Source organism: Nonomuraea marmarensis (genome assembly GCF_043197025.1).
In the GTDB taxonomy this organism is placed as follows: Bacteria; Actinomycetota; Actinomycetes; order Streptosporangiales; family Streptosporangiaceae; genus Nonomuraea; species Nonomuraea marmarensis.
On sequence record NZ_JBICRM010000002.1, the window covers coordinates 69,182 to 92,588 of the forward strand.

At 70.1% G+C, this 23,407-nt stretch carries 22 protein-coding genes; 9 read left to right on the forward strand and 13 right to left on the reverse strand.

Annotation, left to right across the window (positions count from 1 at the left end):
• Positions 1–10: 10 nt before the first annotated feature.
• Positions 11–1,177 (reverse strand): serine hydrolase domain-containing protein, encoded by a 1,167-nt coding sequence (locus ACFLIM_RS03315; RefSeq protein WP_393161727.1) that lies wholly within the window; start codon positions 1,175–1,177, stop codon positions 11–13.
• A gap of 57 nt (positions 1,178–1,234) precedes the next feature.
• Between ACFLIM_RS03315 and ACFLIM_RS03320 the strand changes: the two genes are divergently transcribed.
• Entirely contained in the window at positions 1,235–2,143 is a 909-nt protein-coding gene (locus tag ACFLIM_RS03320) for a cyclase family protein (RefSeq protein ID WP_393161730.1), read from the forward strand.
• A gap of 47 nt (positions 2,144–2,190) precedes the next feature.
• Here the strand turns inward: ACFLIM_RS03320 and ACFLIM_RS03325 are convergent, their stop codons facing one another.
• Positions 2,191–3,336, reverse strand: coding sequence for a cytochrome P450 (locus ACFLIM_RS03325; RefSeq protein ID WP_393161732.1), 1,146 nt, complete (start codon positions 3,334–3,336; stop codon positions 2,191–2,193).
• A 97-nt stretch (positions 3,337–3,433) separates the two neighbouring features.
• Here ACFLIM_RS03325 and ACFLIM_RS03330 point away from each other — a divergent pair, with 97 nt between their 5' ends.
• Positions 3,434–4,036: a TetR/AcrR family transcriptional regulator gene (locus ACFLIM_RS03330; protein ID WP_393161734.1), complete on the forward strand. Its 603-nt coding sequence runs from the start codon at positions 3,434–3,436 to the stop codon at positions 4,034–4,036.
• Here ACFLIM_RS03330 and ACFLIM_RS03335 read toward each other — a convergent pair.
• From ACFLIM_RS03335 to ACFLIM_RS03360, 6 genes are all read right to left on the reverse strand, one after another.
• Entirely contained in the window at positions 4,021–5,520 is a 1,500-nt protein-coding gene (locus ACFLIM_RS03335) for an AMP-binding protein (protein ID WP_393161737.1), read from the reverse strand. The genes ACFLIM_RS03330 and ACFLIM_RS03335 overlap by 16 nt on opposite strands.
• A 2-nt stretch (positions 5,521–5,522) precedes the next feature.
• The gene (locus ACFLIM_RS03340; RefSeq protein ID WP_393161740.1) at positions 5,523–6,593 is read right to left on the reverse strand and encodes an LLM class flavin-dependent oxidoreductase; all 1,071 of its coding nucleotides are present in this window, start codon (positions 6,591–6,593) and stop codon (positions 5,523–5,525) included.
• 205 nt (positions 6,594–6,798) lie between these two features.
• The gene (gene surE, locus ACFLIM_RS03345) at positions 6,799–7,617 is read right to left on the reverse strand and encodes a 5'/3'-nucleotidase SurE (RefSeq protein ID WP_393161742.1); all 819 of its coding nucleotides are present in this window, start codon (positions 7,615–7,617) and stop codon (positions 6,799–6,801) included.
• A 261-nt stretch (positions 7,618–7,878) separates the two neighbouring features.
• Positions 7,879–8,973 (reverse strand): M20 family metallopeptidase, encoded by a 1,095-nt coding sequence (locus ACFLIM_RS03350; protein WP_393162500.1) that lies wholly within the window; start codon positions 8,971–8,973, stop codon positions 7,879–7,881.
• A 156-nt stretch (positions 8,974–9,129) separates the two neighbouring features.
• Positions 9,130–10,551, reverse strand: a complete 1,422-nt coding sequence (locus ACFLIM_RS03355) for an ATP-binding protein (protein WP_393161744.1) — start codon at positions 10,549–10,551, stop codon at positions 9,130–9,132.
• Positions 10,548–12,197, reverse strand: coding sequence for an FAD-dependent oxidoreductase (locus tag ACFLIM_RS03360; RefSeq protein ID WP_393161746.1), 1,650 nt, complete (start codon positions 12,195–12,197; stop codon positions 10,548–10,550). Before ACFLIM_RS03360 ends, ACFLIM_RS03355 begins: the two co-directional genes overlap by 4 nt.
• 91 nt (positions 12,198–12,288) lie before the next feature.
• Here ACFLIM_RS03360 and ACFLIM_RS03365 point away from each other — a divergent pair, with 91 nt between their 5' ends.
• Entirely contained in the window at positions 12,289–12,861 is a 573-nt protein-coding gene (locus tag ACFLIM_RS03365; protein ID WP_393161748.1) for a TetR/AcrR family transcriptional regulator, read from the forward strand.
• Here ACFLIM_RS03365 and ACFLIM_RS03370 read toward each other — a convergent pair.
• Both ACFLIM_RS03370 and ACFLIM_RS03375 read right to left on the reverse strand, forming a co-directional pair.
• Entirely contained in the window at positions 12,851–13,612 is a 762-nt protein-coding gene (locus ACFLIM_RS03370) for an SDR family oxidoreductase (protein WP_393161751.1), read from the reverse strand. The two genes, ACFLIM_RS03365 and ACFLIM_RS03370, sit on opposite strands and share 11 nt — an antisense overlap.
• An 8-nt stretch (positions 13,613–13,620) precedes the next feature.
• Complete coding sequence (locus ACFLIM_RS03375) at positions 13,621–14,493, reverse strand: RNA polymerase sigma-70 factor (protein ID WP_393162502.1); 873 nt, start codon at positions 14,491–14,493, stop codon at positions 13,621–13,623.
• Positions 14,494–14,574: 81 nt separating this feature from the next.
• Between ACFLIM_RS03375 and ACFLIM_RS03380 the strand changes: the two genes are divergently transcribed.
• Together ACFLIM_RS03380 and ACFLIM_RS03385 are read left to right on the forward strand one after the other, a co-directional pair.
• Positions 14,575–15,249, forward strand: coding sequence for a ThuA domain-containing protein (locus ACFLIM_RS03380; protein WP_393161754.1), 675 nt, complete (start codon positions 14,575–14,577; stop codon positions 15,247–15,249).
• A 62-nt stretch (positions 15,250–15,311) separates the two neighbouring features.
• Positions 15,312–16,199 (forward strand): hypothetical protein, encoded by an 888-nt coding sequence (locus tag ACFLIM_RS03385; RefSeq protein ID WP_393161757.1) that lies wholly within the window; start codon positions 15,312–15,314, stop codon positions 16,197–16,199.
• Here ACFLIM_RS03385 and ACFLIM_RS03390 read toward each other — a convergent pair.
• Both ACFLIM_RS03390 and ACFLIM_RS03395 read right to left on the reverse strand, forming a co-directional pair.
• A complete protein-coding gene (locus ACFLIM_RS03390) occupies positions 16,196–16,822 on the reverse strand; it encodes a MerR family transcriptional regulator (protein WP_393161760.1) in 627 nt (208 codons plus the stop codon). The two genes, ACFLIM_RS03385 and ACFLIM_RS03390, sit on opposite strands and share 4 nt — an antisense overlap.
• Positions 16,823–16,837: 15 nt before the next feature.
• Positions 16,838–17,686, reverse strand: coding sequence for a LysR family transcriptional regulator (locus ACFLIM_RS03395; RefSeq protein ID WP_393161763.1), 849 nt, complete (start codon positions 17,684–17,686; stop codon positions 16,838–16,840).
• A gap of 277 nt (positions 17,687–17,963) precedes the next feature.
• Here ACFLIM_RS03395 and ACFLIM_RS03400 point away from each other — a divergent pair, with 277 nt between their 5' ends.
• Positions 17,964–19,034: a thiolase C-terminal domain-containing protein gene (locus ACFLIM_RS03400; RefSeq protein ID WP_393161765.1), complete on the forward strand. Its 1,071-nt coding sequence runs from the start codon at positions 17,964–17,966 to the stop codon at positions 19,032–19,034.
• A 262-nt stretch (positions 19,035–19,296) separates the two neighbouring features.
• Here the strand turns inward: ACFLIM_RS03400 and ACFLIM_RS03405 are convergent, their stop codons facing one another.
• The gene (locus ACFLIM_RS03405) at positions 19,297–20,235 is read right to left on the reverse strand and encodes an N-acetylglucosamine kinase (protein WP_393161767.1); all 939 of its coding nucleotides are present in this window, start codon (positions 20,233–20,235) and stop codon (positions 19,297–19,299) included.
• Between the two features lie 59 nt (positions 20,236–20,294).
• On the opposite strand from ACFLIM_RS03405, the gene ACFLIM_RS03410 reads away from it, so the two are divergent.
• The 3 genes from ACFLIM_RS03410 (at position 20,295) to ACFLIM_RS03420 (ending at position 23,396) form a co-directional block, all read left to right on the forward strand.
• A complete protein-coding gene (locus tag ACFLIM_RS03410; RefSeq protein ID WP_393161769.1) occupies positions 20,295–21,194 on the forward strand; it encodes a MurR/RpiR family transcriptional regulator in 900 nt (299 codons plus the stop codon).
• Entirely contained in the window at positions 21,191–21,949 is a 759-nt protein-coding gene (locus ACFLIM_RS03415) for a sugar isomerase domain-containing protein (protein WP_393161771.1), read from the forward strand. The genes ACFLIM_RS03410 and ACFLIM_RS03415 overlap by 4 nt, the downstream gene beginning before the upstream one ends.
• 88 nt (positions 21,950–22,037) lie before the next feature.
• The gene (locus tag ACFLIM_RS03420; protein WP_393161773.1) at positions 22,038–23,396 is read left to right on the forward strand and encodes a cellulose binding domain-containing protein; all 1,359 of its coding nucleotides are present in this window, start codon (positions 22,038–22,040) and stop codon (positions 23,394–23,396) included.
• The last annotated feature ends 11 nt before the right edge of the window (positions 23,397–23,407 follow it).

Here is a 23,407-nt window from a genome sequence, read left to right on the forward strand (position 1 = left end):
CCCCGTGTTGTCACAACGAGTCGTAGACGGCCTCCACCAGGCGCAGGCCGCGCAGGTTGCCGGACAGGGCGTTGGCCATCTTGTTCATGACGTAGCCGATGGCCAGGCCGCGCTCCGGGTCGCCCACCCCGATGGAGCCGCCCATGCCCGAGTGGCCGAACGCGGTCCCGGACGGCATCAGGAACGTCAGCGACGGCCGCATGTAGCCGAGCCCGAACGAGGTGTCCAGGAGCAGGACGCGGTCGGGGCCGTTCACGCGGGGGCGGATCGCGTCGCGCAGGGTCTCGGGGCGCAGCAGGTCACCGGCGATCAGCGACCGGTAGAACCCGGCCAGGCCCCTGGCAGTGGTGACGACTCCGGCGGCGGGCCAGCCGGCGCGCAGGATGACCGGGTTGTTCGCGCCGCCATGGAGCCGGTGCATGCCGGGGTTGCCGAGCGCCCGGTTCATCAGGCTCTGCGGATCCAGCGCCGCTCTGGCGATCTCACCCAGCACATCCCGCGACCGCCCGGTCTCGGTAACCGCCGGGCCGGCGTCCGTACCCGTTTGAGGGCGTTCGCCGGCCTTGAGGCGGGCCGTGCGGGCGATCACCGTGTCCGGCGCGCCCACCCACAACTCCAGCCCCTGCGGCGCGGCGATCTCGGCGGCCACCAGCTCACCCACCGACTTGCCCGTCACCCGCCTGATCACCTCACCCACCAGGAACCCGTACGTCAGCGCGTGATACCCGTGCGCCGACCCCGGCTCCCACAGCGGCGCCTGACCGGCGAGCCGGGCCGCGATGGCCGCCTGGTCCTCGAACTCCTCCACCGGCACCGTCTCCTCCACCACCGGCAAACCGCACTGGTGGGTGAGCAGGTGCTCGACGGTGATCGCCCCTTTGCCCCGGGCGGCGAACTCCGGCCACACGTCCGCGACCGGCGCGGTCACGTCCACCAGCCCCCGCTCGGCGAGTTGCAGCAGCACGGTGGCGGTGATCGCCTTGGTGCAGGAGTACGCGAAGGCGGGTGTGCCGGACTCCCAGGGCCGCCCGGTGTGCCGGTCGGCGACCCCGCCCCACAGATCCACGACCGGCTCGCCGTCCAGGTAGACGGCGAAGGCCGCGCCCAGCTCCTCACCGTCGGTGAAATGCCGCTCGAACACCTCGCGCACGCGGGAGAACCGAGGATCGCAGTGCATCAGAACCTCCACAGAGACACCTCCGCAGGGACTGCCGCAGAGAAAGGAAGCGCTTACTTGGCTCACGAGCCTAACAACTGGGGACGATTCGGCCTAGACGATCAGCGCGGCACCCTCAACCTCCTCACCCCGGCCGTGGTCCTCGATGCGCTGCGCAGCGCCACCACGGGCGAGGTGCTGAGCCTGGCCATGCCGATCAGGGGCGCCACCTCCTCGCCCGCGCCCACGACGGTCCCGCACCTGCCGGGCCGCCCGCTGCCGCAACACTTCATGTCCGTGGACGGCGGCGACTACGCGGCCGGCGCCCGGCCGATCGGCGAGGGACTGCGCGTGGCCGACGACGCGCTGGTCGTCACTCACCACGGCACCACGACCCACATGGACGCGCTGTGCCACATGTGGTCCGGCGACGAGCTCTACAACGGCCACCCGGCCGCCCGGGTCCGCTCGTACGGCGCCACCAGGTGCGGCATCGAGCACGTGGGCGGGGTGGTCGCGCGGGGAGTGTTGTTCGACGTGGCCCGCCACCTCGGCCTGGACCACCTGCCTGCCGACTTCAGGATCCCGGCGGAGCTCCTCCAGGAGATCGCGGAGCCGGGTCCCGGTGACGTGGCGGTGATCCGTACCGGCTGGCCGCTGGTGTGGCAGCGCTCGCACGAGGAGTACTGGTCGGGGCAGCCGGGACTGTCGGCGGAGGCGGGCCGCTGGCTGGCGGCGCACGACGTGTCCGTGGTGGCCTCGGACAACGCCGCCATCGGCGGGCTCGACGCCCGGGGGCTCGCCGACGAGGGCCTCGCCGACGACCTGCACCTCATCCTCCTCCACCGGCACGGCATCCACCTCGTGGAGATGCTCTGGCTGGAGGAGCTGGGAGAGCGGGGACGTACGGAGTTCGTGTTCGTGGCGGCGCCACTCAGGATCGAGGGCGGCACCGGCAGCCCGATCACCCCGCTGGCCATCCTGTAATCCGGACAGCGCGTCGTCCAGCCGCCGTGACAACACGCTGGAGAAGATCAGCTCACCGGCCAGGTGACGGGCAGGGCGCTGACCCCGTACACCGAGGCGTCGGTCTTGAGCGGCACCTCGGTGGCGGGGACGGCCAGCCGCAGGCCGGGGAAGCGCTCGAACAGCGCCCGGTAGCCGATGCGCAGCTCGATCCTGGCGAGCTGCTGCCCGAGGCACTGGTGCACGCCGTAGCCGAACGCCAGGTGCCGGCGCGCCTCCGCGCGGTCGAGCCGGAGCGCGTCCGGCTCCTCGAACACCGCCCGATCCCGGTTGATCACGGGCAGGGAAAGCGCGACCGTCTCGCCCTGCCTGACCAGCTCGCCCTCGACCTCCACGTCCTCCAGCGCGGCACGGGACGGCGCGCCGAGATGCAGGATCGACAACCAGCGCAGCAACTCCTCGACCGCGGCGTCTTCGTAGGGTTGTCCATGCTCCAGGAGCGCGAACACGCCGAGGGCCAGCATGTTCGCGGTCGTCTCGTGGCCCGCGACGAGCAGGATCAGGGCGACGTTGGTCAGCTCCTCGTCCGTGAGGTCGCCGGTCAGCCCACTGATGAGGTCGTCGTCCGGCGTGGCCCGCTTGCGGCGCACCAGCGCGCCCAGGTATGTGGTGAGGTCGGCCAGCGCGCCCGCGCTGTCGGCGCCCGGGGTGACGATCCGCGCGCTGCGTTCCTGGAAGAAGTCGTGATCGTCGTACGGGACCCCGAGCAGCTCGCAGATGACCAGCGACGGGATCGGCAGCGCGTAGGCCCGTACGAGGTCGACAGGGGGTCCCGCCTTCGCCATGGCGTCGAGGTGCTCGGCCGCGATCCGCTCGATGCGCGGCTCCAGCACCCGCATCCTGCGTACCGTGAACTGGCCGGTGAGCAGGCGGCGGTAGCGGGTGTGCTCCGGCGGGTCGGTCGCGGCGAAGAATCCGGGCGGGGCCGGGCTGGCGGGGCCCCCGGGGCGTACGGAGCGCAGGGCGGCGTGCTTGAGCTCCTGCCTGGCGCTGAACCTCGGGTCGCCCAGCACGGCGCGGGCCGCCGCGCTCGTGGTGGCCAGCCAGCCCAGATGGCCGTCGGCGAACTCCAGCCTGCTCATCGGCGGCAGGCCACGGAGCTCGGCAGGCGGATCGAAGGGGCAGCCCGGCGGGCGTTCGATGGGAAGTCGCATAATTTCGAGAGTAGACTCTCAAATAAGAGCTGTATAGCGAAACATGGTGATCTCTCATGAGTGGACGCCAGGCCGCCGTACGCCGGAGAATGCGGACATGAGCGATCGACCTGGCCTGCGGGAGCGGAAGAAGGCCAAGACCAGGGCGTTGATCCAGAAGGAGGCGCTGCGGCTCTTCCGCGATCACGGGTACGCCGCGACGACGGTCGAGCAGATCGCTGAGGCGGCGGAGGTGGCGCCCAGCACCGTCTTCCGCTACTTCCCAAGAAAAGAGGACCTGGTGCTGGTCGACCAGTTCCCCCTCTTCCTGGAGGCGCTCCAGGCGGCGCCGCCTGAGCTCAACCCCGTCCAGGCCATGCGCGCGGCCATGCACGGGGTGCTGGAGATGCAGACGCCGGAGGAGTTCGCCGACAGTCTGGAGCGGGACAGGCTCCTGTTCACGGTTCCCGAACTGTGGGCGGCGAGCCTGGAAAACGTCACCGGCCTCATGGGGACCCTGCGCGAGCACCTGGCGGCCCGCGAGCGCCGCGCGCCCGAGGACCCGGAGATCCGCAACGTCACGGGAGCGATCGTCGGCGTGCTCGTGGCGCTTGTGCTCGACTGGGTGCGCAACCCGGACCTGGATCCGCGGGTCGAGTTCGACCGGGCCATGGCACACCTGGAGGCCGGACTGCCCCTACGCGATCAGGCGCCCGGGTAGTTGCCGCCGCCGTGGGCGGCGTCCAGAGCGTCGTAGTCGGGGGTGAAGCCGCGCTTCGGGATCGCGTCCGTGAAGGCGACGTGCCTCGGTTTCTTGTACGACGCCAGCAGCGTTCTGACGTGCTCGACCAGGTCGTCCGCTGTGGTTGTGGCGTCCGGTTTGAGTGCCACGACGGCCTTGACCGCCTGGTGCCAGTCGGGGTCGGGCACGCCGATGACCGCCGCGTCGGCCACTGACGGGTGGGATTTGAGGGCTCGTTCGACCTCGGCCGGGTAGATGTTCTCGGCACCGGATTTGATCATTCGGAGCTTGGGGCCGATGAAGGTGATGGTGCCGTCGGGCTCGCGGCGGCCCAGGTCGCCGGTGTGATGCCAGCCGGTTCTGGATTTTTCGGCATTTAAGTCGGGCCGGGCGAAATATCCGGAAAAGAGGGTCTTGCCCCTCGCGCAGATCTCGCCCACCTCGCCCGCCGGGACCTCGGTGCCGTCGGGGGCCAGGATCCGTACCTGGACCAGCGGATTCGGCCGCCCCGCGAACCCCGCGCCACCCTCGGCCAAGCCCAGGAAGGTGAGCATCCCGCCCACCTCGGTCTGCCCGTACCCGCCCATCTTGGACCTGCACCAGGGGGAGTCGTCCACAGTGATCATGTCGTCCCATTCGGCGGAGTGGGAGACGAAGCTGAGGGACGACAGGTCGTACTTGCCGCCCGCGTTCGCCTTCGCCACCGCGTCGATCATCTGCCCGAACAGGAACGCCTGCGTCACCCGCTCGGCGTCGATCAGCCGGCAGACCTCTTCGGGGTCGAAGGCGGGGGTGAAGACGTTCGTGCCGCCGATCTGGAGGGTGGCCAGGCAGAACATCATGGTGCCCACATGGAAGAGCGGGCCGTTGTTGAGGAAGGTGAAGCCGGGCTCCATCTGGCGTACGACGAGGAGCGACGCGCTGTGGGCGATCAGGGCCGAGCTGCTGAGCAGGGCTGCGTTGGGACGGCCCTCGAAGGCGGCGGTGTACAGGGCCAGGGTCGGCTCGGTGTCGGCTACCTGCGGGAACTCCCTGATGGGGCCGCTCGCCACCAGCTGCTCGTAGTCCTCGCCCGCCTGCACCCACACTGCCGTCCCCGCCGATTGCGCCTGGAGGGAGGTGGTGGTGTCCGAAGGCTCCCAGACGACTGCCGCAGGGCTGAGGTCGGTGACAATGAACCGCAGCTCGTCCTCCGACTGCCGCCAGTTGGCCGGGCAGAAGATCGCGCCCAGCCGCGAGCAGGCCAGCAGCAGCTCCAGCACCGCATGCGAGTTCTGCCCGAGCCACACCACCCGGTCGCCCACGGAGACGCCATGCCTGGCCAGCGCGTCGGCCAGGCGGGTCACCCGGGCGTCGAGCTCCGGGTAGGTGAGCCGCACGTCCCCGTCCACCACCGCCGTGACCTGCGGACGGCTGCGGGCATGGTCGGCGAGGACGTCTGACAGGGACAGACTGTGGATCATGGTCAGCCTCCGGCGGGAAGGTGGAAGGCGGGCATGACCTCGGCCGCGAAGAAGCGCATGACCCGCTTCATCTCCTCCAGCGGCATCGGCCGGGTGCTGCCGAAGTCGCACAGCAGGTTCGTGAAACCGGCGTCCCTGAGCAGCGAGATCTGCTCGATCACCCGCCCCGGATCCCCGATCACCTCCAGCTGCTCCCACCGGAAGTCGGCCGACACTGTGCCGCCCTTGAGATAGCGGTCCTGGTAGTACTCGAAGCCCTGCGCGGCCCGCCCGGTCTTCGGATCGATCGGGGCGCTGCGCGCGTTGAAGATGCGAGAGCGGTCGAACGACCTCTCGAACCGAGCCTGGTCCGCGCGGGCCTGCTCCAGCGTCGGGGCCACGTACACGCTGCGCGCCACTACCAGGTCGGCGCCGTCGGGGTGCCCGGCCTGCGCGGCCGTCTCCCGCCAGGTCTCGGCCGCCTTGACGACCTTGCGGAACGTGGCCGCCGGATCGGCCAGGATGGGCAGCCCGCGCTCGGCGTAGATGGTCACGGTCTCGGGCGAGACGGCCGCCACGTGCAGCGGCGGGTGCGGGGACTGCAGCGGCCTGGGCACGAGCGAGACCTCGGCGCCGGTCTTGTAGAACTTCCCCTCGTGCTGGTACGCCTCCTGCGTCCAGAGCCCGACGACGACCTCCAGCGCCTCGTTGAACCGGTCACGAGCCTCCGCCAGGTCGATCCCGAACCCCTCGAACTCGAAGCTCTGGTACCCCCGCCCGATCCCCAGGTCCAGCCGCCCGCCGGAGAGCACGTCCACCTGCGCGGCCTCCTCGGCCACGTGGATCGGATTGTGCAGCGGCAACACCACGATGCCCGTGCCCAGCCTGAGGCGGGAGGTGCGGGCGGCGGCGTGGGCGAGCATGGTGAACAGATTGGGTACGACGCCGTAGTCGCGGAAGTGGTGCTCGGCCAGCCGTACCCCGTCGAAGCCCAGCTCCTCGGCCAGCTCGATGAGCTCCAGGTGGTAGTCGTAGACGTCCTTGAAGCTCTGGCCGTCGAAGCGGTGGAAGAGGTGGAAGGTCGAGAACTTCATGCGGCGGCCCCTCAACGGTTAACCAAGCGCTCGCTTGGGAGCGTACCACGCCCGAACCCCGGGGCCGAAAGCATGGCCTTCCACGATGAGCGCTCCGCGCCAGGGATTCCAGACAGCTTTCCGAAGCTTGCCGGCCTTTCCCGATGGTTCTGGCCCAAGGGTTTCCTCGGCCCAGAACCCCACCGGGCCGCCGGTCCGCCTCCCATCAGGGAGTGAGAGTGCCCAGGCGGTTGCGGACGAGCGTGAAGACCTTTGGGTCGGCCTCCCAGCTGCCGTCCAGAGGGGTGATTGTCACTTTGCCCTCAGCCAGCAGGGTGCGGTCGGACGCGGCCACCGGGTCAGGTGTGGTCGAGAAGACGGGCAAGATTCGGTAGCACGTCGCGCAGACCTCGGCGGCCGGGACGTAGCTGGTCGAAATGGGGAGTGACGTTCCCAGCCTGGCGAAGGTGACCTCGCCTGCCGGGAAGGCCGGATAGTTGACGTTCAGGGCTGTGCGCGGCGGTAGAAGGCCGCCGTTCGACGCGGTAGCGGCCACCCGATTCACGAGCCTGACCGTGAACTCGACGGCCTTGGGGGCGCTGGGAAGCGAAGATCCATCCTTGGCGATGCTCACCGCGATGGACGGGACACCGATGGCCAACGCCGCGATCGCGGCGCCCACGGTGCCGCTGTGATTGGCCAGCGCGGCCACGTTCTCTCCCTCGTTGGGGCCGGAGACGACTAGATCCGGTCGCACGTCCTGGAAGATCGTGCTCATCCCGAACGCTACGGCGTCCACCGGGCTGCCCTCGACCGCCCACGCCCCGGGCGACATCTCGGCTGCCTTCAGCGTCGTGCCGAACTTGATGTTGATGGAGGTGCCGATGCCGCTGGAGTCATCGACCGGTGCGACGACGGTGACGTGGTGGCCCGCCTTGGTCAGGGCCTTTCGTAGCTGCTGCAGGAGGGGGGCGTTGTAGCCGTCGTCGGTGGTGAGCAGGATGCGCAACGGCGCGATGGTCTGGGCCCGCGCGGGACTTCCCATCGCCATAAGGCCGAATAACAGGATGGAGGCCAGGAGTATCCGCAGGCTCCCGTTCAGCCTCGATTCGCAAAGCGGAATTCGCATTCTGGGGGCGCCTCTCTGAACGGTGGTTAACTTCGAGATGAACGTGCCTGACGACACCCAAGAAGAGCGACCCCTGCTTCCCCCTAATTCGGCTGCGGCGCCCCTAATCCCTTTGAGGTGTCGCCTGCTACGGCAGTCGTAGGTGTGGCAGTGGGTTCGGCGGTCAGGGTGCGGCGGTCAGGCCAGGGCCGTGAGCAGGCCGATGGCGAGGGCGGTGCGCTCCGGGATGTGCTCGATCAGCACGTGTTCGTGCCGCGCGTGCGCCCCGTCCCCCACCGCGCCCATCCCGTCCAGCACGGGACGCCCGAGCGCCGAGACGAAGTTGCCGTCGCTGGCACCCCCGACGGACGCCTCGTCAAGCAGCCACCCGAACTCGGCCGCTACCTCCCGCGCCTCCTTGAACAACCGCCGGGAGGCGGAGTTCGGCGTCATGGGCGGCCGGTTCCACTCGCCGGTCGCGGAGATCGTCACCCGCGGATCCGACGCCCGCAGGTCGGCGAACACGTCGTCGATCCGCCCCATCTCCGCCGGGTCCGTCACCCGCACGTCGACGCCGCAACTCGCGTGTCCCGCCGCGACGTTGCGCCCGGTGCCGCCGCTGATCAGGCCGACGTTCACGGTGGTGCCGCGCTCCCGGGAGCCGGCGCGGGCCAGCGTGGTGACGATCTCGGCCAGTGCGTGGATGGCGCTCGCGCCCGCGTACGGGTCGAGCCCGGCGTGCGCCTCGACCCCGGTAACGCTCACGTTGAACAGCCCCACGCCCTTGCGCGCGGTCTTCAGCGCGCCGTCGGCGGACGCCTCGAAGACCAGAGTCGCCAGCGTGTCCTCGCTGGCCGCCTCGATGTGCTCGCGCGAGGCCGGGCTGCCGATCTCCTCGTCCCCGTTGAACAGGTACCGCACGCTCGGATGCGGCAACCCCAGCTCCCGCAGCCCGTGCAGCGCCCAGATCGACTGCACGAGCCCCGTCTTCATGTCGAACACGCCCGGCCCCGTGGCCTTGCCCTCCACCACCGTGAACGGCCACCCGGCCAGCGTCCCCGCCGGCCAGACGGTGTCGTAGTGGCTGAGCAGGAGCACGGTCCCGGGGGCGGTGCCCTGGTAGGTCAGCTCCAGGATGTCGCCGTGCGTGCCGCCTTCGTGCAGGACCTCGTCGTCCGGCGTCCCGAGCCGTCCGACGGCCCGGCCGCGGATCTCGCGCAGCCCCTTGACCAGCATGACCTTGTCGTAGCTGTGGGTCTCCAGCTCCACCACGGCCCTGAGGTCGTCGAGCATGGCCGGGAGGGCCTGCCGGGTCCAGTCGGTGATCAACACGAAAGTCCTTTCCCGGAACCTGTCACAGCCTCGGACGCGCTCACCAGTCCGCCTCCCTTTCCCGCATTTCGGTCAACCATTACATGCGGTCAGGAAGCGTTCTGACAAGGGCTGTGCTCAGGCGGCCGCCACGGGCTCGCGCAGCGGCAGGCGCACCTCGAACCAGGTGTCGCCCGGCCCCGAGCGCACCTTGAGCTCGCCACCGTGCCGGCCGGCCACGATCCGGTACGAGATGTCCAGGCCGAGACCGGTGCCCTCGCCCACGCTCTTCGTGGTGAAGAACGGCTCGAAGATCCTTTCCTTGATCGCCTCAGCCACCCCGGGCCCGGTGTCGCCGATCTCGACGATCGCCTCGTCCTCGTCGTGGGCGGTGCGGATCGTCAGCGTGCCCTGCTCGCCCATGGCGTCCAGCGCGTTGTGGATCAGGTTCGTCCACACCTGGTTGAGCTCGCCCGCGTAACACGGGATGAGCGGCAGCGTACGGTCGTAGTCGGTGACCACGCTGATGCCCGGCGGGATCTTCCCACGGAAGATCGCGACCGTGCTGTCCAGCAGGTCGTGCACGTCCACCTGCTGGAACGGCGCCCGGTCCATCTGCGAATACTGCTTGGCCGAGCGGATCAGCGTGGTGATGCGCTCGGTGGCCTCGGTCACCTCGTTCAGCATCTGCGAGATCTCGATCGCCTCGGCCAGCCAGTGCAGCGCGGCGGGCGTGTGCTCCGCGCCCACCTTGGTGCGGATCTTCTCCAGATCCTTGGCCGAGAAACCGGCGTTGACCAGCGCGGGAGCCAGGTCCCACCCGTCGTCGACGCCGACGCTCTCCAGCGCCTCGCCCAGCTCGTCCTCGGCGTCGGAGACCTCCAGCGGCGAGCGTTGCGGCTGCTTGTCCAGGTTGCTGGTGCAGGCCTCCTGCGCCTCGATCAGCGTGCGCAGCTTCTCGGGCGGGATGCCGTCCTGCGCGAGCTGGGCGAGCTGGAGGCGCGAGGTCTTGATCAGCGAGCGCAGCTCGCCCACCGCGCGTACGGCCGCCGCCGCCGGGTTGTTCAGCTCGTGCGTGAGCCCGGCCGTGATCGTGCCGAGCGCGGTCAGCCGCTGCCGCCGGTCGATGATCTCCCGCTGCATCCTGCCGCCCGACATGAGGCCGTCGAGCAGGTGCATCGCCATCGGGAACCACTCTGTCACGATGTAGGCGAACTTCTTGGCCGGCAGCAGGAACATCCGCGAGGGCGCGGTCGCGCGCAGGGTGTGTTGGTAGGTATCCGGCGCGCGCTCGCCGAGGTAGGCCGCGGTGGCGCCGCCGTAGATGCCGGGCTGTGAAGAGCGGGGCATCGCGACGGTCCCCGCGCTGACCGTCTCGCTGATCATTTGGATCTCGCCCTCGATCAGCACCGCGAAGCACTCGGCGGGGTCGCCCTGCCGGACGACGTCCTCGTCCTGCGCGTACGTCTGCACCCTGCCGCTGCTCGCGAGCTTGGTGAGCTGCTCGTCGGACAACCGCTCGAACAGGAAGAGCTTCCGGAGTTCGTCTATGTCGATCATTGCTTCTCCAAATACCGATGCACGAGCGCGACGGCCATCGCGCCCTCACCGACGGCGGAGGCCACTCTCTTGATCGAGTCGGCGCGTACGTCACCGGCGGCCAGCACCCCCGGCACGTTCGTCTCCAGGAAGTACGGCTCGCGCCGCAACGGCCAGTTCCGTGGCCGCTTGCCGCCCTGCACCAGATCCGGCCCGGTCAGCACGAACCCCTTCGCGTCCCGCTCCACCGTCTCGCCCAGCCAGGACGTGTACGGCTCGGCCCCGATGAACACGAACAACCACTGCGCGTCGACCGTATGCTCCTCGCCCTTGGCCAGCAGCGTCAGCCGCTCCAGGTGGCCGGTGCCGCCACCGCCGACGACCTCCGTCTGGAGGTGCACCTCGATGTTGGGGGACGCGGCGATCTGCTCGATGAGGTAGTGAGACATGGACTTCTCCAAACCATCACTCCTCACCAACAAATGGACCTTGCTCGCGAATCCCGACAGGTAGACCGCAGCCTGACCGGCCGAATTGGCCGCGCCCACGATGTAGACCTCGGAGTCCTTACAGGCCGGCGCCTCGGTCAGGGCCGCGCCGTAGAAGACGCCCCTGGACACGAACTCATCCAGCCCCGGCGCGTCCAGCCGGCGGTAGGTGACGCCGGTCGCCAGGATCACCGCGTGCGCCGCGATCTCCCCGCCGTCCTTGAAGCCCACCACCCGCGCCTGCCCGCGCGGCTCCAGCGTGACCACCTTGCGCGCGGTCAGCAGCTCGGCCCCGAACTTCAGCGCCTGCCTGCGCGCCCGGTCCGCGAGCTGCTGACCGGAGACGCCGTCGGGGAAGCCCAGGTAGTTCTCGATCCTGGAGCTCTGGCCCGCCTGCCCGCCCGAGGAGTACGCCTCGACCAGCACGGTGTTCAGCCCCTCGGAGGCGCCGTAGACGGCCGCGCCGAGCCCGGCGGGGCCGCCGCCCACCACGATCAGGTCGTAGAAGTCGGTGGCCGGGGTCGTCGACAGGCCCACCGCCGTGGCCAGCGTGGCCTGGTCGGGCGACTCCAGCGTGACGCCGTCGGCGGTCACGACCAGCGGCAGGTGGCAATCCTCGCCCGCCGCCTTCACCAGCTGCGCGCCCTCCGGGTCCTCCGCCAGCATCCACTGGTACGGCACGTGGTTGCGGGCCAGGAAGTCACGCACCTGGTACGACCGCGCCGACCACCGGTCGCCCACCACCCGCAACTCGGACCGCTCGATCCGCTCGGTACGCAACCAGGCGTCCAGCTGGCCGTCGATCACCGGATAGAACTTCTCCTCCGGCGGATCCCACGGCTTGAGCATGTAGTGATCGAGGTCCACGACGTTGATCGCCTGGATCGCGGCGTCGGTGTCGGCGTAGGCGGTCAGCAACACCCTGCGCGCGTACGGATACATGTCCATGGCGGCCTCGAGGAACTGCACGCCGTTCATCTGCGGCATCCGGTAGTCGGCCAGGATCGCCGCCACCTCGTCGCCGCGCAGCCGCATCTCCTTGACCGCTTCGATGCCGTCCCGCGCCGCCTCGGCGCGGACGATCCGGTATTCCTGTCCATAGCGGCGTCTCAGGTCACGGGCGACCGCCCGCGACACGCCTGGGTCGTCGTCCACCGTCACGATGACCGGCTTGTCCATGCTGTCGCGCCCCCACCTTCGTCACAGGTCCCTAAATGAAAGGATGTCATGCGCTGGGGCATCAGTAAGCACTCGCTCATATCATGAACGGATGCGCACCCGCGATCGCATCGTCGACGCCGCCGAGCAGGCGATTCGCGAGTTCGGCATCGCGGGCGCGACGACCCGGCGGATCGCGCGGCAGGCCGGTTGTTCCGAGGCGCTGCTCTACAAGCACTTCCCCGGCAAGGAGGCGCTCTTCCTGGCCGTCCTGCTGGAGCGGCTGCCCGCGCTCGGGCCCGCGCTGACGCGGCTGCGGCTGAGCGGGGGGCAGGGTGACGTGGCCGCGAACCTCAAGGAGTTCGCGCTGGCGGCGCTGGAGTTCTACACCAGGGCCGCGGGCATCGCCTCCGGCGTGCTGGCCGACCCCTCGCTGATGACGGGGTTCAGGGCGATGCTGGCCGAGACCGGCTCGGGGCCGCACCTGCCGATTCTGTCGCTGGCCGAGATCCTGCGGGCCGAGCAGCGGGGCGGCCGGCTCGACGCGGGCCTGGACGCGCAGGCCGCCGCCTCGATGTTGATGGGCGCCTGCTTCCACCGGGCGAACCTGTCGTACTACGTCGACCTGCCGGAAGCGGACGAGACCTGGGCGGCCGCGATCGTCGGGACGCTCGTCAGGCGATGACGCGGCTTTCGCCGCCGTCGACCAGCATCGAGATCCCGTTCACGAACGAGGCCCGCTCGCTGGCCAGGAACGCCACCACGTCCCCCACCTCCTCCGCGCGCCCGATGCGGCCGACCGGGACGCTCTGGCCCCGTTTGAGCAGCGCTTCCTCGTCGCCCGTGGTCGACCGCAATCGCTCGGTGTCGATCGGGCCCGGCATCACGTTGTTGACCAGCACGCCGTCCCCGGCGACCTCGCGGGCCAGCGTGCGCACGACACCGGCCACGGCCGAGCGGGTGGCGTTGGACAGTGCCAGGCCGTCGAGCGCCTCGCGGGCCGACCTGCTGGTGATCGTGACGATCCGCCCCCAGCCGCGCGAACGCATGTCGGGCAGGACCGTGCGTATCAGGCGTACGGTGCCGAGCAGGTTGCGCTGGACGGCGACGTCCCAGTCGTCGAGCCCGACCTCCTCGAAACGGCCGGCCGGCGGCCCGCCCCCATTGGCCACGAGGATGTCGATCGGGCCGAGCACGTCGCGGGTCTCCTCGACCACCCGCCGGGCGGCGGCCGGGTCCTCCAGATCGGCCAGCACGGCGTGCACGACCTTGCCGAACTCCTGCAGCTCCACCACCGCGTCCGCGAGCCGTTCCGGATTTCGGGCGCAGACGCAGACGTCGCAGCCCTCCCGCGCGAGACTCCTGGCCGCGGCCAGGCCGATGCCCGCGCTGCCTCCGGTGACGAGGGCGACCTTGCCCGAGATGCCGAGATCCATACGGGCGACTATAGATCGGTGGCCGATTGTTCGGCGTGCACGCGGGTGAGCTTGTCCGGGTTCAGCACGCCGTAGATCTCCTTGATGAGCCCGTCGCGCGGCTCGATCACGACGAGTTGGTGCACCTCGCCGATCCGGGTCCAGATCGCGAGCCCGCCGTTGACCTCGAGCACCCGCGCGTCCGTGAAGTCGTAGCGGGCGATCAGGCCGCCCAGGAAGGCCGCCACCTTGCGCTTGCCGACGATCGGCCGCAGCGCCGCCTTGACCTTGCCGCCTCCGTCGTTCCAGGCCACGACGTCCTCGTGGAACAACTCGGTGAGCGCGGCCAGGTCCCCGCCGCTCGCCGCCGCCATGAACTTCACCAGCAGCTTGGCGTGGTCCTCCGCCGCGGGCTGGAACCTGTCGCGCCCCTCGGCGAGCCGCACGGAGGCCCGGCGGTGCAGCTGCCTGGCGTTGGCCACGGAGGTGCCGACGATCTCCGCGATCTCGTCGTACGGCAGCTCGAACGCCTCCCGCAACACGAACACCGCCCGCTCGGGCGGCGAGAGCCGCTCCATCAGGTGCAGGGTCGCGAACGAGACGGTGTCACGCAGCTCGGCCGTGTCCAGCGGCCCCGCCTCCGACGTCATCACCGGCTCGGGCAACCACGGCCCGGTGTACGCCTCCCGTTTGACCCGCGCGGACCGGAGCTGGTCGAGGGCCAGCCGCGAGACCACGGTCATCAGGAACGCCCGCGGCTCCCTGACCACGCTCTGGTCGGTGCCCTGCCACCGCAGCCAGGCCTCCTGCACCACGTCTTCGGCGTCCCACATGCTGCCCAGCAGGCGGTAGGCCAGGCCGAGCAGCATCGGGCGATATTCCTCGAAGTCCACGGCAGGCATCATGCCCCGTCACCGGATCGGGTGGCGTGCCGGGGCAGTTCCTGGGTGGAAATAGCGCGATAAGCATGATGAGGTTGGGAAGTGGCGAGAAATCTGATCCTTTCAGGAGGACTGTTCCACGACTTCGCCGCCACGTCGGCCGCGCTCGCGGAGGTGCTCGCCGAGGTGGGGGTCGAGTCGGAGATCACCGAGGACATCGCGGGCGCGCTCAGCGAGCCGTCGGAGGTCCAGCTCATCACCGTCAACGCGCTGCGCTGGCAGATGGACCAGGATCGCTTCGCCGACCTGCGGGCCGAGTGGCGCTTCGGCCTGCCGGCCGAGGCCCGTACCACGCTGCTCGACCACCTGGACCGGGGTGGCGGGCTGCTGTGCATGCACTCGGCGTCGATCTGCTTCGACGACTGGCAGGGCTGGCCGCGCGTCCTGGGCGGCTGCTGGACCTGGCCCAAGTCCCACCACCCGCCGCTGGGCTGGACGGGCGTGCGGGTGCACGGGACGCACCCGGTGGTGGAGGGCCTGCGGGACTTCGACGTGGTGGACGAGGTCTACAGCGACCTCGACGTACTGCCGGACGTGGTGCCGCTGGCGTCGTCGAACGGCCAGCCACTCGTCTGGGCGCGCTCGGTACGGCGGGGCCGGGTCTTCTACGACGCACTGGGCCACGACACGAGGTCGTACGACAACGAGATCCACAGGACGCTGCTCCAGCGCGCGGCGCTGTGGCTGCTGAAGCGCCCGGTCACGGTCAGGGACTAGCGCTCGCGGGCGTGTCCGGAACCTACAAGACCGCGCGGCGGCGATCTGGGCACGATGAAGCCATGAACGTGAACCTTGCCGCGATCCCCGGCTTCATGGCCACGCACGCCAGGCCGCTGGACCGCCGCCGATTCCACCTGCTCGTGGGCGAGGGCGACCCGGCTTCCACACTGGGCGCCCTGGAGGGCTACCGCAACCCGGACGGCGGGTACGGCTGGGGCCTGGAGCCCGATCTGCGCGCACCCGAGAGCCAGCCGGGGGCGGCGTTGCACGCCTTCGAGGTCTTCGAGGAGATCGCCCCGCACACCGCGCCCCAGGCCGTGGCGCTGTGCGACTGGCTGGAGTCGGTCACGCTGCCCGACGGCGGGCTGCCGTTCGCGTTGCCGATCACCGTCGCCGACGGCACCGCGCCCTGGTGGGCGGGCGCCGACTCGGCCGTCTCCTCCCTGCAGATCACCTCGGTGTCCGCGGCCGCCGCCCACCGCGTCGCCGTCCATGACGCCGCCGTGGCCGCGCATCCGTGGCTGGAGAAGGCCACGCGCTACTGCCTCGACGCCATCCAGGCGCTCGACGAGCGGCCGCACGCGTACATCCTGTCGTTCGCCATCCACTTCCTCGATGCCGTGTACGACAGCCAGCCCCGGGCGGCCGACCTGCTCAAGCGGCTCGGCGGCTACATCCCCGCGGACGGCAGGGTGCGCGTCGAGGGCGGCACCGAACACGAGGCGCTGCGGCCGCTGGACTTCGCGCCCTACCCCGGCCAGCCGGTCCGCGAGTTGTTCGAGCCCGAGGTGATCGCGGCGGACCTCGTTCGGCTGGCGGGGGAGCAGCAGGATGACGGCGGGTGGGTGGTCGACTACGCGCGCATCTCGCCTGCCGGGGCGCTCGACTGGCGCGGGGCCATCACGGTGCAGGCCGTCGAGATCCTGCGCGCGAACGAGATGATCTAGGACTGAGGGTTGAGCCGCTGGGCGGACTCCGACTCCTGGGCCAGGCGGCGCAGCGTGTCGAGTGCCTTGCCGTACAGGACCGTGCCGAGCACCAGGGCCTCCACGGCGGCGTCGCGCGGGCCGTGGAACGGGATGGTGTCCATCTCGACCTCCGACACCAGCTTGCGAGCCGCCTCGACGTACGGCGTCAGGTCGATGGGCAGGCCGAGCTGGCGCATCCTGACCAGGGTCTGGGCCAGCTCGTCGCGGGTGGGGGCGTCGGGGTGGATGTTCCAGCCCAGGTCGGTGATGAGACGGTCGACCTGTTCGCGGGCGAGCCGCCAGTCCTCGCCGGGCTCGGGCTCGACGGTGGGGCCGAGGGCGTAGTGGGCTATGCCGAGCATCTCGTGAATGGGGAGGGACTCGTCCTCGACGGCGTCGATGACCTTCTTGATCGAGGCCACGGGGAGCCTGCCCACTTCGAGCAGGGCTCGGATCAGGCGGAGTCTGCGCAGGTGGGACCCGTCGTACTCGGCCCGCGTCGCGGCCGTCTGCTCGCCCTGGTGGAGCAGGCCCTCGCGCAGGTAGTACTTGATCGTCGGGATGGCCACACCGGACTTGACGCTGAGTTCGGAGATGCGCATCGGTAGATAATAGCGCTATCCAGAGCGGGCCAGGTGGCGGGCGGCGCTGACGAGCTCGTGCACGTCGGTCTGGCGGTTCCAGAGGAAGACCACTTCCAGCGGGGGGACGTCCTCTTTTATAGGGATAAACGCCAAAGTTTCCGGAATCGTCGTGCCTTCGTGCACGCAGAGGGCGTAGCCCGCGCCCTCCTCCACCAGGTTGACGACCAGGTCGTGGGTGGCCGCCGCGGGGCCGAGGCGGGGGTGGAGGCGGTGGCGGACGAATGCCTCCAGGAAGCGGCGGGCCCCCGCCACCGCGTCGGACTCCGGCATCACCAGCGGCTCCGACGCCAGATCGGCCAGCGACACCGTCTCGTACGCCGCCAGGTGGTGGCCGCGGGGGAGCAGGACGCGTACCGGGAAGCGGTGGACGAGCATGCGGGCCACGCCTCTGGGCAGGGAGCCGGGCGCGTACCCGAGTCCGGCCTGCAGGGTGCCGTCCACGATGGAGACGATCTGCTCGGCCGTGCCCATCGGGGTCACGCGCAGGCGCGCGGTCTGGAGCTGGGAGAGCAGGCGGGCGACCACGTCCGCCAGCCCGTCGGCCACGCCCAGGCGCGCGGTCACGCCCTTGCTCCTGGCGGCGACCACGGCGCGTTCGAAGGCGTCGACCGCGACCGTGGCCTGGGCCAGGAACGCCTCGCCCGCCTCGGTGAGCTGCACGCCACTCGACGAACGGCTGAACAGCTCGACGCCGATCTCCTTCTCCAGCGCCCTGAGCTGCTCCGACAGCGTGGGCTGGGCAATGTGCAGTGCGGCGGCCGCCCTGCGGAGGCTGCCCGCCCGTGCGATCGCCATCGCGTACCGGACGTAGCGTAGATCCATCGCTCACCTCTGCGTGATGATGATGGGCTATCGGGAGATCGCACCTTCGTATTACAAGAGCGGATAGCTCCCGTGAAGATACTCAGTTACCTATTTCCGGCTAAATCCCGATAACCGGCTGGTCGCGCACCCTGTCCACCACCTCACGCAGCCGTGCGGCGAAGGCATTGGGACGAAAGCCATTGCCATTGTGGCCGCCCGGAAACCGTGGCCGAGCAAGCGCTTGCCTGGAGTGGTAGCGTGGCGGGCGATCGGCGCGATGGTCGGAGGAGGGGGCATGCAGCCCTTCGCGGGGTGTGCGGCCGTGGCCGGGGTCGGGATGACGGCCCTGAGCAGGGAGTCCGGGCGCACCGAGCTGGAGCTGGCGGTCGAGGCGTGCCGGGCGGCCTGCGCGGACGCGGGGATCGAGCCGCGCGACGTGGACGCCCTGCTCAGCTACCACATGAACGACTCCGCGCCTGTCGTTCAGGTCGCCCGCTCCCTGGGGATGCAGCGGCTGGGCTGGCACAACGACATCGCGGGAGGCGGCACACAGGCGGCGTCGATCCTGGGGGACGCGGCGATGCTCATACACGCCGGTTTAGCGCGAAATATCGTGATATATCGGGCGCTAAACGGCCGCTCCGGCAGGCGCATGAACACCGCCTCCACCGGCCCCCAGGAGCGATACACGTACGGTCTGGCGGGCCCGATCCCGCTGTTCGCCCTGGCCGCGACCCGCTACCTGCACGACACCGGCCTCACCGCCGAGCACCTGCACGCCGTCGTCGCCCAGTCCAGGGACAACGCCAAGGCCAACCCCCGGGCCCTGCGCCGCGAGCCGCTCGAACTCGACGAATACCTCGCCAGGCCGTACGTCTGCACCCCGCTCCGCACGGTCGACTGCTGCCAGGAGACCGACGGGGCCTGCGCACTGGTGGTCAGCGGCGTGCTCGACGGGCCGCGCGTCCAGGCGGTGGTACGCGGGGGAGGCCCGGGCTGCTCGTCGATGGACCGCGCGCCGGACGTGACCGCGATCTTCTCCGCCTACGTGGCGCCCATGCTCTGGGAGGCGTCCGGCATGCGGCCGTCGGACGTGGACGTGGCGCTGCCGTACGACGCCTATTCGTGGCTCGTACCGAGGCAGTTGGAGGACTTCGGCCTGGTGGAGCGCGCGGACCTCGGCCCGTACCTGCTGGAGCGCCGGCACGCCTGGGTGAACCCGCACGGCGGCCTGCTCTCCGAGGGTTACGTGCATGGGCTGAACAATGTTGCCCAGGCCGTACGGGAGCTGCGGGCGGGGCGTGAGGTGGCGCTGGTGACGGGGTTCGGAGGCAGCTACGGGAGCGCCGCCCTGCTCACAAAGTGAAAAATCAGCTGAAATGCTGATGGTGCCTCCGACATTTACGGGGTGTCCCAATGCCGCGCAAGAGGAGGCCGACCATGGGGATCGCCCGTGGATGACGACCGGAAGAACCGGTTCGAGGCCGTCTACAGGATCCGGAAGAGCAGTCGGCCAAGGTCGGCGACGACTGGAGCGTCTGGCGGGCAGAGTCGGAGCAGGCCGGCGTGCTGCGCCTGATGGTGACCCAGGAGCGCCTGCCGAAGAACCCCACCGAGCCGTCCGCGGGCTAGCGCGGGCGGGTGAAACGGGGGTGGCGCGCCTCGGACTCTCGTGGGTCCAGGAACGGGCGCGCCGCCAGCCACGCCGCCGCGCCCGCCGGGTCTCCGGCCGTGACGGCACCCTCCAGATGGCCCTGTACGGCCTCCCGTACAGGGCCGTCCGCCGTGAGCACGCCACCGGCGAGCACGATCGGCAGGCCGGGTTCGTGCACCTCGGAGGCGGTTTTGGCGAGCCGGGACGCGGCTTCGGCGACGATGGACACCGCCACCGGATCACCGCCCCGCGCGGCCTCGCTCACCAGTGGCGCCAGCTCGGCGAGCGCCAGCGGGGACCGCGCGTGCACGGCCGCCGCGAGCTCCGCGACCGCATCGCCGCCCGCCGATCCGGGCAGGAGATGCCGGACGACGAGCACCGCGAGCAATCCACCCCCCGACCGGTCGCCACCCCGAGCGGTGGCGAGGGTGCGGATGGTGGCGCGGGCGGCGGCGCGGCCGAGCCAGAAGGCCGAGCCCTCGTCCCCGAGCTGCCAGCCGAACCCGTCGGCGGTCGCGACCGGCCTGTGGTCGATAATTTTTGCCGCGATGGCCCCCGTCCCCGAGATGAGTACGGTCCCCGACGGCGAGGACGTGCCGGCGGCGAAGGCGGTCACGACGTCGCCGACGATCCGCACCGGCGCGGCCTCGGGCACGAGCGGCGGAAAGACCCGCTCGGTCAGCGACCGGCAGCGGTCGGGGTGTCCCGCCAAGCCGATGACCACGGCGCTGACCTGCGCAGAACCCAGCGCGGCGCGGACGGCGGCGGTCAGGTTGGCGGCGGCCCGATCCATCCCGAGCGCCCCCGGGTTGGCGCCGGCCGCGTGCCCGCGACGTACCAGCGTGCCGTCCGGCGTGAACAGCGCGGCCCGCGAGGAGGTGCCGCCGGCGTCGACGCCCAGAACCCCATTCATGTCAAAAATTATTGCCCAAATGCTTGACGACGCCAAGACTTGAGCATAATTTTCACCGCGTGGAACTACTGAGCCGCATCAGGGCCGAGCAGCACGACATGCCCGAGGCGTTGCGCAAGGTGGCCGACACGATTCTCGGCGGCCCGGGCGAGGCCGCCCGGCTGACCATCGTCGACCTGGCCGAGCGGAGCGGGACGTCCACCGCGACCATCACGCGTTTCTGCCGGGCTCTCGGCTTCTCCGGATATGCCGAGCTGCGGGTGGCCATCGCCACCGAGACCGGCCGGGTGGCCCAGCAGACCTGGCAGACCGACATCGGCCAGGAGATCCTACCCGACGACAACCTCGAACGCGTGCTCGGCGTCGTCTCCGGCAACGACATCCGCCTGATCCAGGAGACCGGCGACCAGCTCGACCTGGCCGTGGTCGAGAAGGTCGCGCAGGCCGTGGCCAGGGCCGGGCGGGTGTTGTTGTTCGGGGTGTCGAGCAGCGCGGCCGTGGCCAGCGAGATGGAATACCGGCTGCAGCGCATGCGCGTACCCACCTGGAGCAGGTCCGACGCGCACAGCGCGCTGACGGACGCGGCGCTGCTCGGGCAGGGCGACGTGGCGATCGGGATCTCGCACAGCGGCAGGACGCGCGAGGTCATCGAGGTGCTGGCGGAGGCGGGCAGCCACGGCGCGATCACCGTGGCCGTCACCTCGCAACCGAGATCGCCGCTGGCCGAGGTGGCCGAGCTGGTGCTGACCACGGCCAGCCGCGCGACGAGCTTCAGGTCCGAGGGCTTCGCCGCGATCCACTCGCAGCTGCTCGTGCTCGACGTCGTGTACGTGTCGGTCGCCCAACGCACCTACGAACGCACCAAGCAGGCCTTCGACGTCACCGTCCGCGCAGTGGCCGGCCACCGGCTGCCCGAACACCGTCTTTCTGAACAGAGCCCACCAGAAGGGGATATATGACAATAAATCCGCAAGTAAGCCCACAAACATTCGCCAACCACATCGCCCACCTTGTCCGGACCATCCCGGAAGACCCGGAGATCACGCGAGCCGCCGACCTCTTCACCAAGGCGCTGACCGGCGGCGGCGTCATCCAGGCCTTCGGGTCAGGCCACTCCGAAGCGGTCGCCATGGAGATCGCCGGCCGCGCCGGCGGACTCGTCCCCACCAACCGGCTCGCGCTCAGAGACATCGTCCTGTACGGCGACGCCCCCAGATCCGAGCTCGACCGCTACGACCTCGAACGCGACCCCTCCATCGCCCGCACCATCCTCGATCTGGCCCCCGTCCACCAGGACGACCTGTTCGTCATCATCTCCAACTCGGGCGTGAACGGCGTGGTCGTCGAGCTCGCCACCCTCGTCAAGCGGCGCGGTCACGACCTGATCGCGATCACCTCGCGCGCCCACGGCGAAGCCGTCGCGTCCCGCCACCCCTCGGGCCGCAAGCTCACCGACCTGGCCGACGTCGTCCTGGACAACCACGCGCCCTACGGCGACGCCGTCCTGCCCCTGCCCGACGGAGGCGCCACCGGTGCCGTCTCCACCATCACCTCCGCGCTGCTGGCGCAGCTCGTCGTGGCCCAGACGGTACGCAACCTGCTCGAAGCCGGCGAAGTGCCACCGGTCTACCTCTCGGCCAACGTCCCGGAGGGCGACGCGCACAACCTCAAGCTCGAAGCGCGGTACGCGGGCCGCATCCGCCGAGGCGCCTGACCAGCGGCGTCTGATCATTTGGGCGCCATCACCTCTGTTCGGCATGCACGAAATTCGGGGGACCGCACAACCAAGGAGAACCACACCCATGTCCCGAAATTTCGGAAAAATCCTACTCTCCTTAGCCATCCCCGTCGTCCTGGCGGCCGTAGCCCTGGCCGTCCCGGCGGACGCCGCCCAGTCGGTACGCCTCCAGTACCGGACCAGCTCCCCCGGTGCCACCACGGCCCAGGCCGAGCCCTGGCTCCAGCTCTTCAACGACGGCACCACCACGATCCCGCTCAACCAGGTCAAGATCCGCTATTACCTCACCGGCACCGAGACCTACCGCTTCGCCTGCTCCTGGGCGGTGGTGAGCTGTTCGACGGTGACCGGGCAGTTCGTCCGCCAGTCGGGCGCCGCCCAGTACCTGGAAGTGGGCTTCACCTCCGGCAGCCTGGCCCCCGCCAGGAACACCGGCGACATGCAACTGCGCTTCTACCGCGCGGACTGGCAGACCTTCACCCAGAGCGACGACTACTCCTACGGCCCCCAGACGAGCTACGCCAACTGGGACAAGGTCACCGTGTACGTCAACGGCCAGCTCGCCTGGGGCAAGCCGACGGGCAGCGACCCGGACCCGACCCCCACGGTCACCCCGACCGTTCCCCCAGGTTCGGGGGGCGTGTTGTTCGACGACTTCACGTACACGAACTCCAGTGACCCGCTCCTGGCCCAGCGCGGCTGGACGGTCCGCTCCAGTTCGGGCGGCCCGGGAGTGCCGGGGGCCACCTGGTCGCCGTCGGCGGTCTCGTTCCCGGGCGGCCTGCTGACGCTCGACTCCTCCACGAACGGCACGGCGGCGGGCACCGTACAGACCGAGTTGTCCACCACGAACCGCAAGTTCCACGAGGGCACCTACGCCGCTCGCGTGCGCTTCAGCGACGCGCCGAGCAGCGGTCCCGACGGCGAGCACGTGGTGCAGACGTTCTTCACCATCACCCCGCTGCGCTACAACCTGGACCCCGACTACGGCGAGCTCGACTTCGAGTACCTGCCGAACGGCGGCTGGGGCGAGCCCTCCAACATCCTTTACGCCACGAGCTGGGAGACCTACCAGGGCGACCCCTGGCAGGCCGTGAACACCCACACCGAGGAGCGCGCGAGCTTCGCCGGCTGGCACGACCTCGTCATCCAGGTCTCCGGCGGCCGGATCAAGTACTACGTGGACGGCCGCCTGTTCGCCGATCACGGTGACATCTACTATCCCGAGACCCCGATGTGGATCATGTTCAACCAGTGGTTCATCGATCTCCAGGGGGCCACGGGGACGCGTACGTACCGGCAGCAGGTCGACTGGCTGTACTACAGCAAGAACGAGGTCGTCTCGCCCGCCGACGTGCAGAGCCGGGTCGCCTCCCTGCGCTCCGCCGGCACCGCCTTCAGGGACACCGTCCCGAACCCATGACAAGCCCTGCG

Coding starts and splice junctions, on each gene's coding strand:
- ACFLIM_RS03315 (WP_393161727.1), bottom strand. CDS start 1,177: ATGCACTGCGATCCTCGGTTCTCCCGCGTGCGCGAGGTGTTCGAGCGG.
- ACFLIM_RS03325 (WP_393161732.1), bottom strand. CDS start 3,336: ATGCGACTTCCCATCGAACGCCCGCCGGGCTGCCCCTTCGATCCGCCT.
- ACFLIM_RS03330 (WP_393161734.1), top strand. CDS start 3,434: ATGAGCGATCGACCTGGCCTGCGGGAGCGGAAGAAGGCCAAGACCAGG.
- ACFLIM_RS03335 (WP_393161737.1), bottom strand. CDS start 5,520: ATGATCCACAGTCTGTCCCTGTCAGACGTCCTCGCCGACCATGCCCGC.
- ACFLIM_RS03340 (WP_393161740.1), bottom strand. CDS start 6,593: ATGAAGTTCTCGACCTTCCACCTCTTCCACCGCTTCGACGGCCAGAGC.
- surE (WP_393161742.1), bottom strand. CDS start 7,617: ATGGGAAGTCCCGCGCGGGCCCAGACCATCGCGCCGTTGCGCATCCTG.
- ACFLIM_RS03350 (WP_393162500.1), bottom strand. CDS start 8,973: ATGCTCGACGACCTCAGGGCCGTGGTGGAGCTGGAGACCCACAGCTAC.
- ACFLIM_RS03355 (WP_393161744.1), bottom strand. CDS start 10,551: ATGATCGACATAGACGAACTCCGGAAGCTCTTCCTGTTCGAGCGGTTG.
- ACFLIM_RS03360 (WP_393161746.1), bottom strand. CDS start 12,197: ATGGACAAGCCGGTCATCGTGACGGTGGACGACGACCCAGGCGTGTCG.
- ACFLIM_RS03365 (WP_393161748.1), top strand. CDS start 12,289: ATGCGCACCCGCGATCGCATCGTCGACGCCGCCGAGCAGGCGATTCGC.
- ACFLIM_RS03370 (WP_393161751.1), bottom strand. CDS start 13,612: ATGGATCTCGGCATCTCGGGCAAGGTCGCCCTCGTCACCGGAGGCAGC.
- ACFLIM_RS03375 (WP_393162502.1), bottom strand. CDS start 14,493: ATGCCTGCCGTGGACTTCGAGGAATATCGCCCGATGCTGCTCGGCCTG.
- ACFLIM_RS03385 (WP_393161757.1), top strand. CDS start 15,312: ATGAACGTGAACCTTGCCGCGATCCCCGGCTTCATGGCCACGCACGCC.
- ACFLIM_RS03390 (WP_393161760.1), bottom strand. CDS start 16,822: ATGCGCATCTCCGAACTCAGCGTCAAGTCCGGTGTGGCCATCCCGACG.
- ACFLIM_RS03395 (WP_393161763.1), bottom strand. CDS start 17,686: ATGGATCTACGCTACGTCCGGTACGCGATGGCGATCGCACGGGCGGGC.
- ACFLIM_RS03400 (WP_393161765.1), top strand. CDS start 17,964: ATGCAGCCCTTCGCGGGGTGTGCGGCCGTGGCCGGGGTCGGGATGACG.
- ACFLIM_RS03405 (WP_393161767.1), bottom strand. CDS start 20,235: ATGAATGGGGTTCTGGGCGTCGACGCCGGCGGCACCTCCTCGCGGGCC.
- ACFLIM_RS03415 (WP_393161771.1), top strand. CDS start 21,191: ATGACAATAAATCCGCAAGTAAGCCCACAAACATTCGCCAACCACATC.
- ACFLIM_RS03420 (WP_393161773.1), top strand. CDS start 22,038: ATGTCCCGAAATTTCGGAAAAATCCTACTCTCCTTAGCCATCCCCGTC.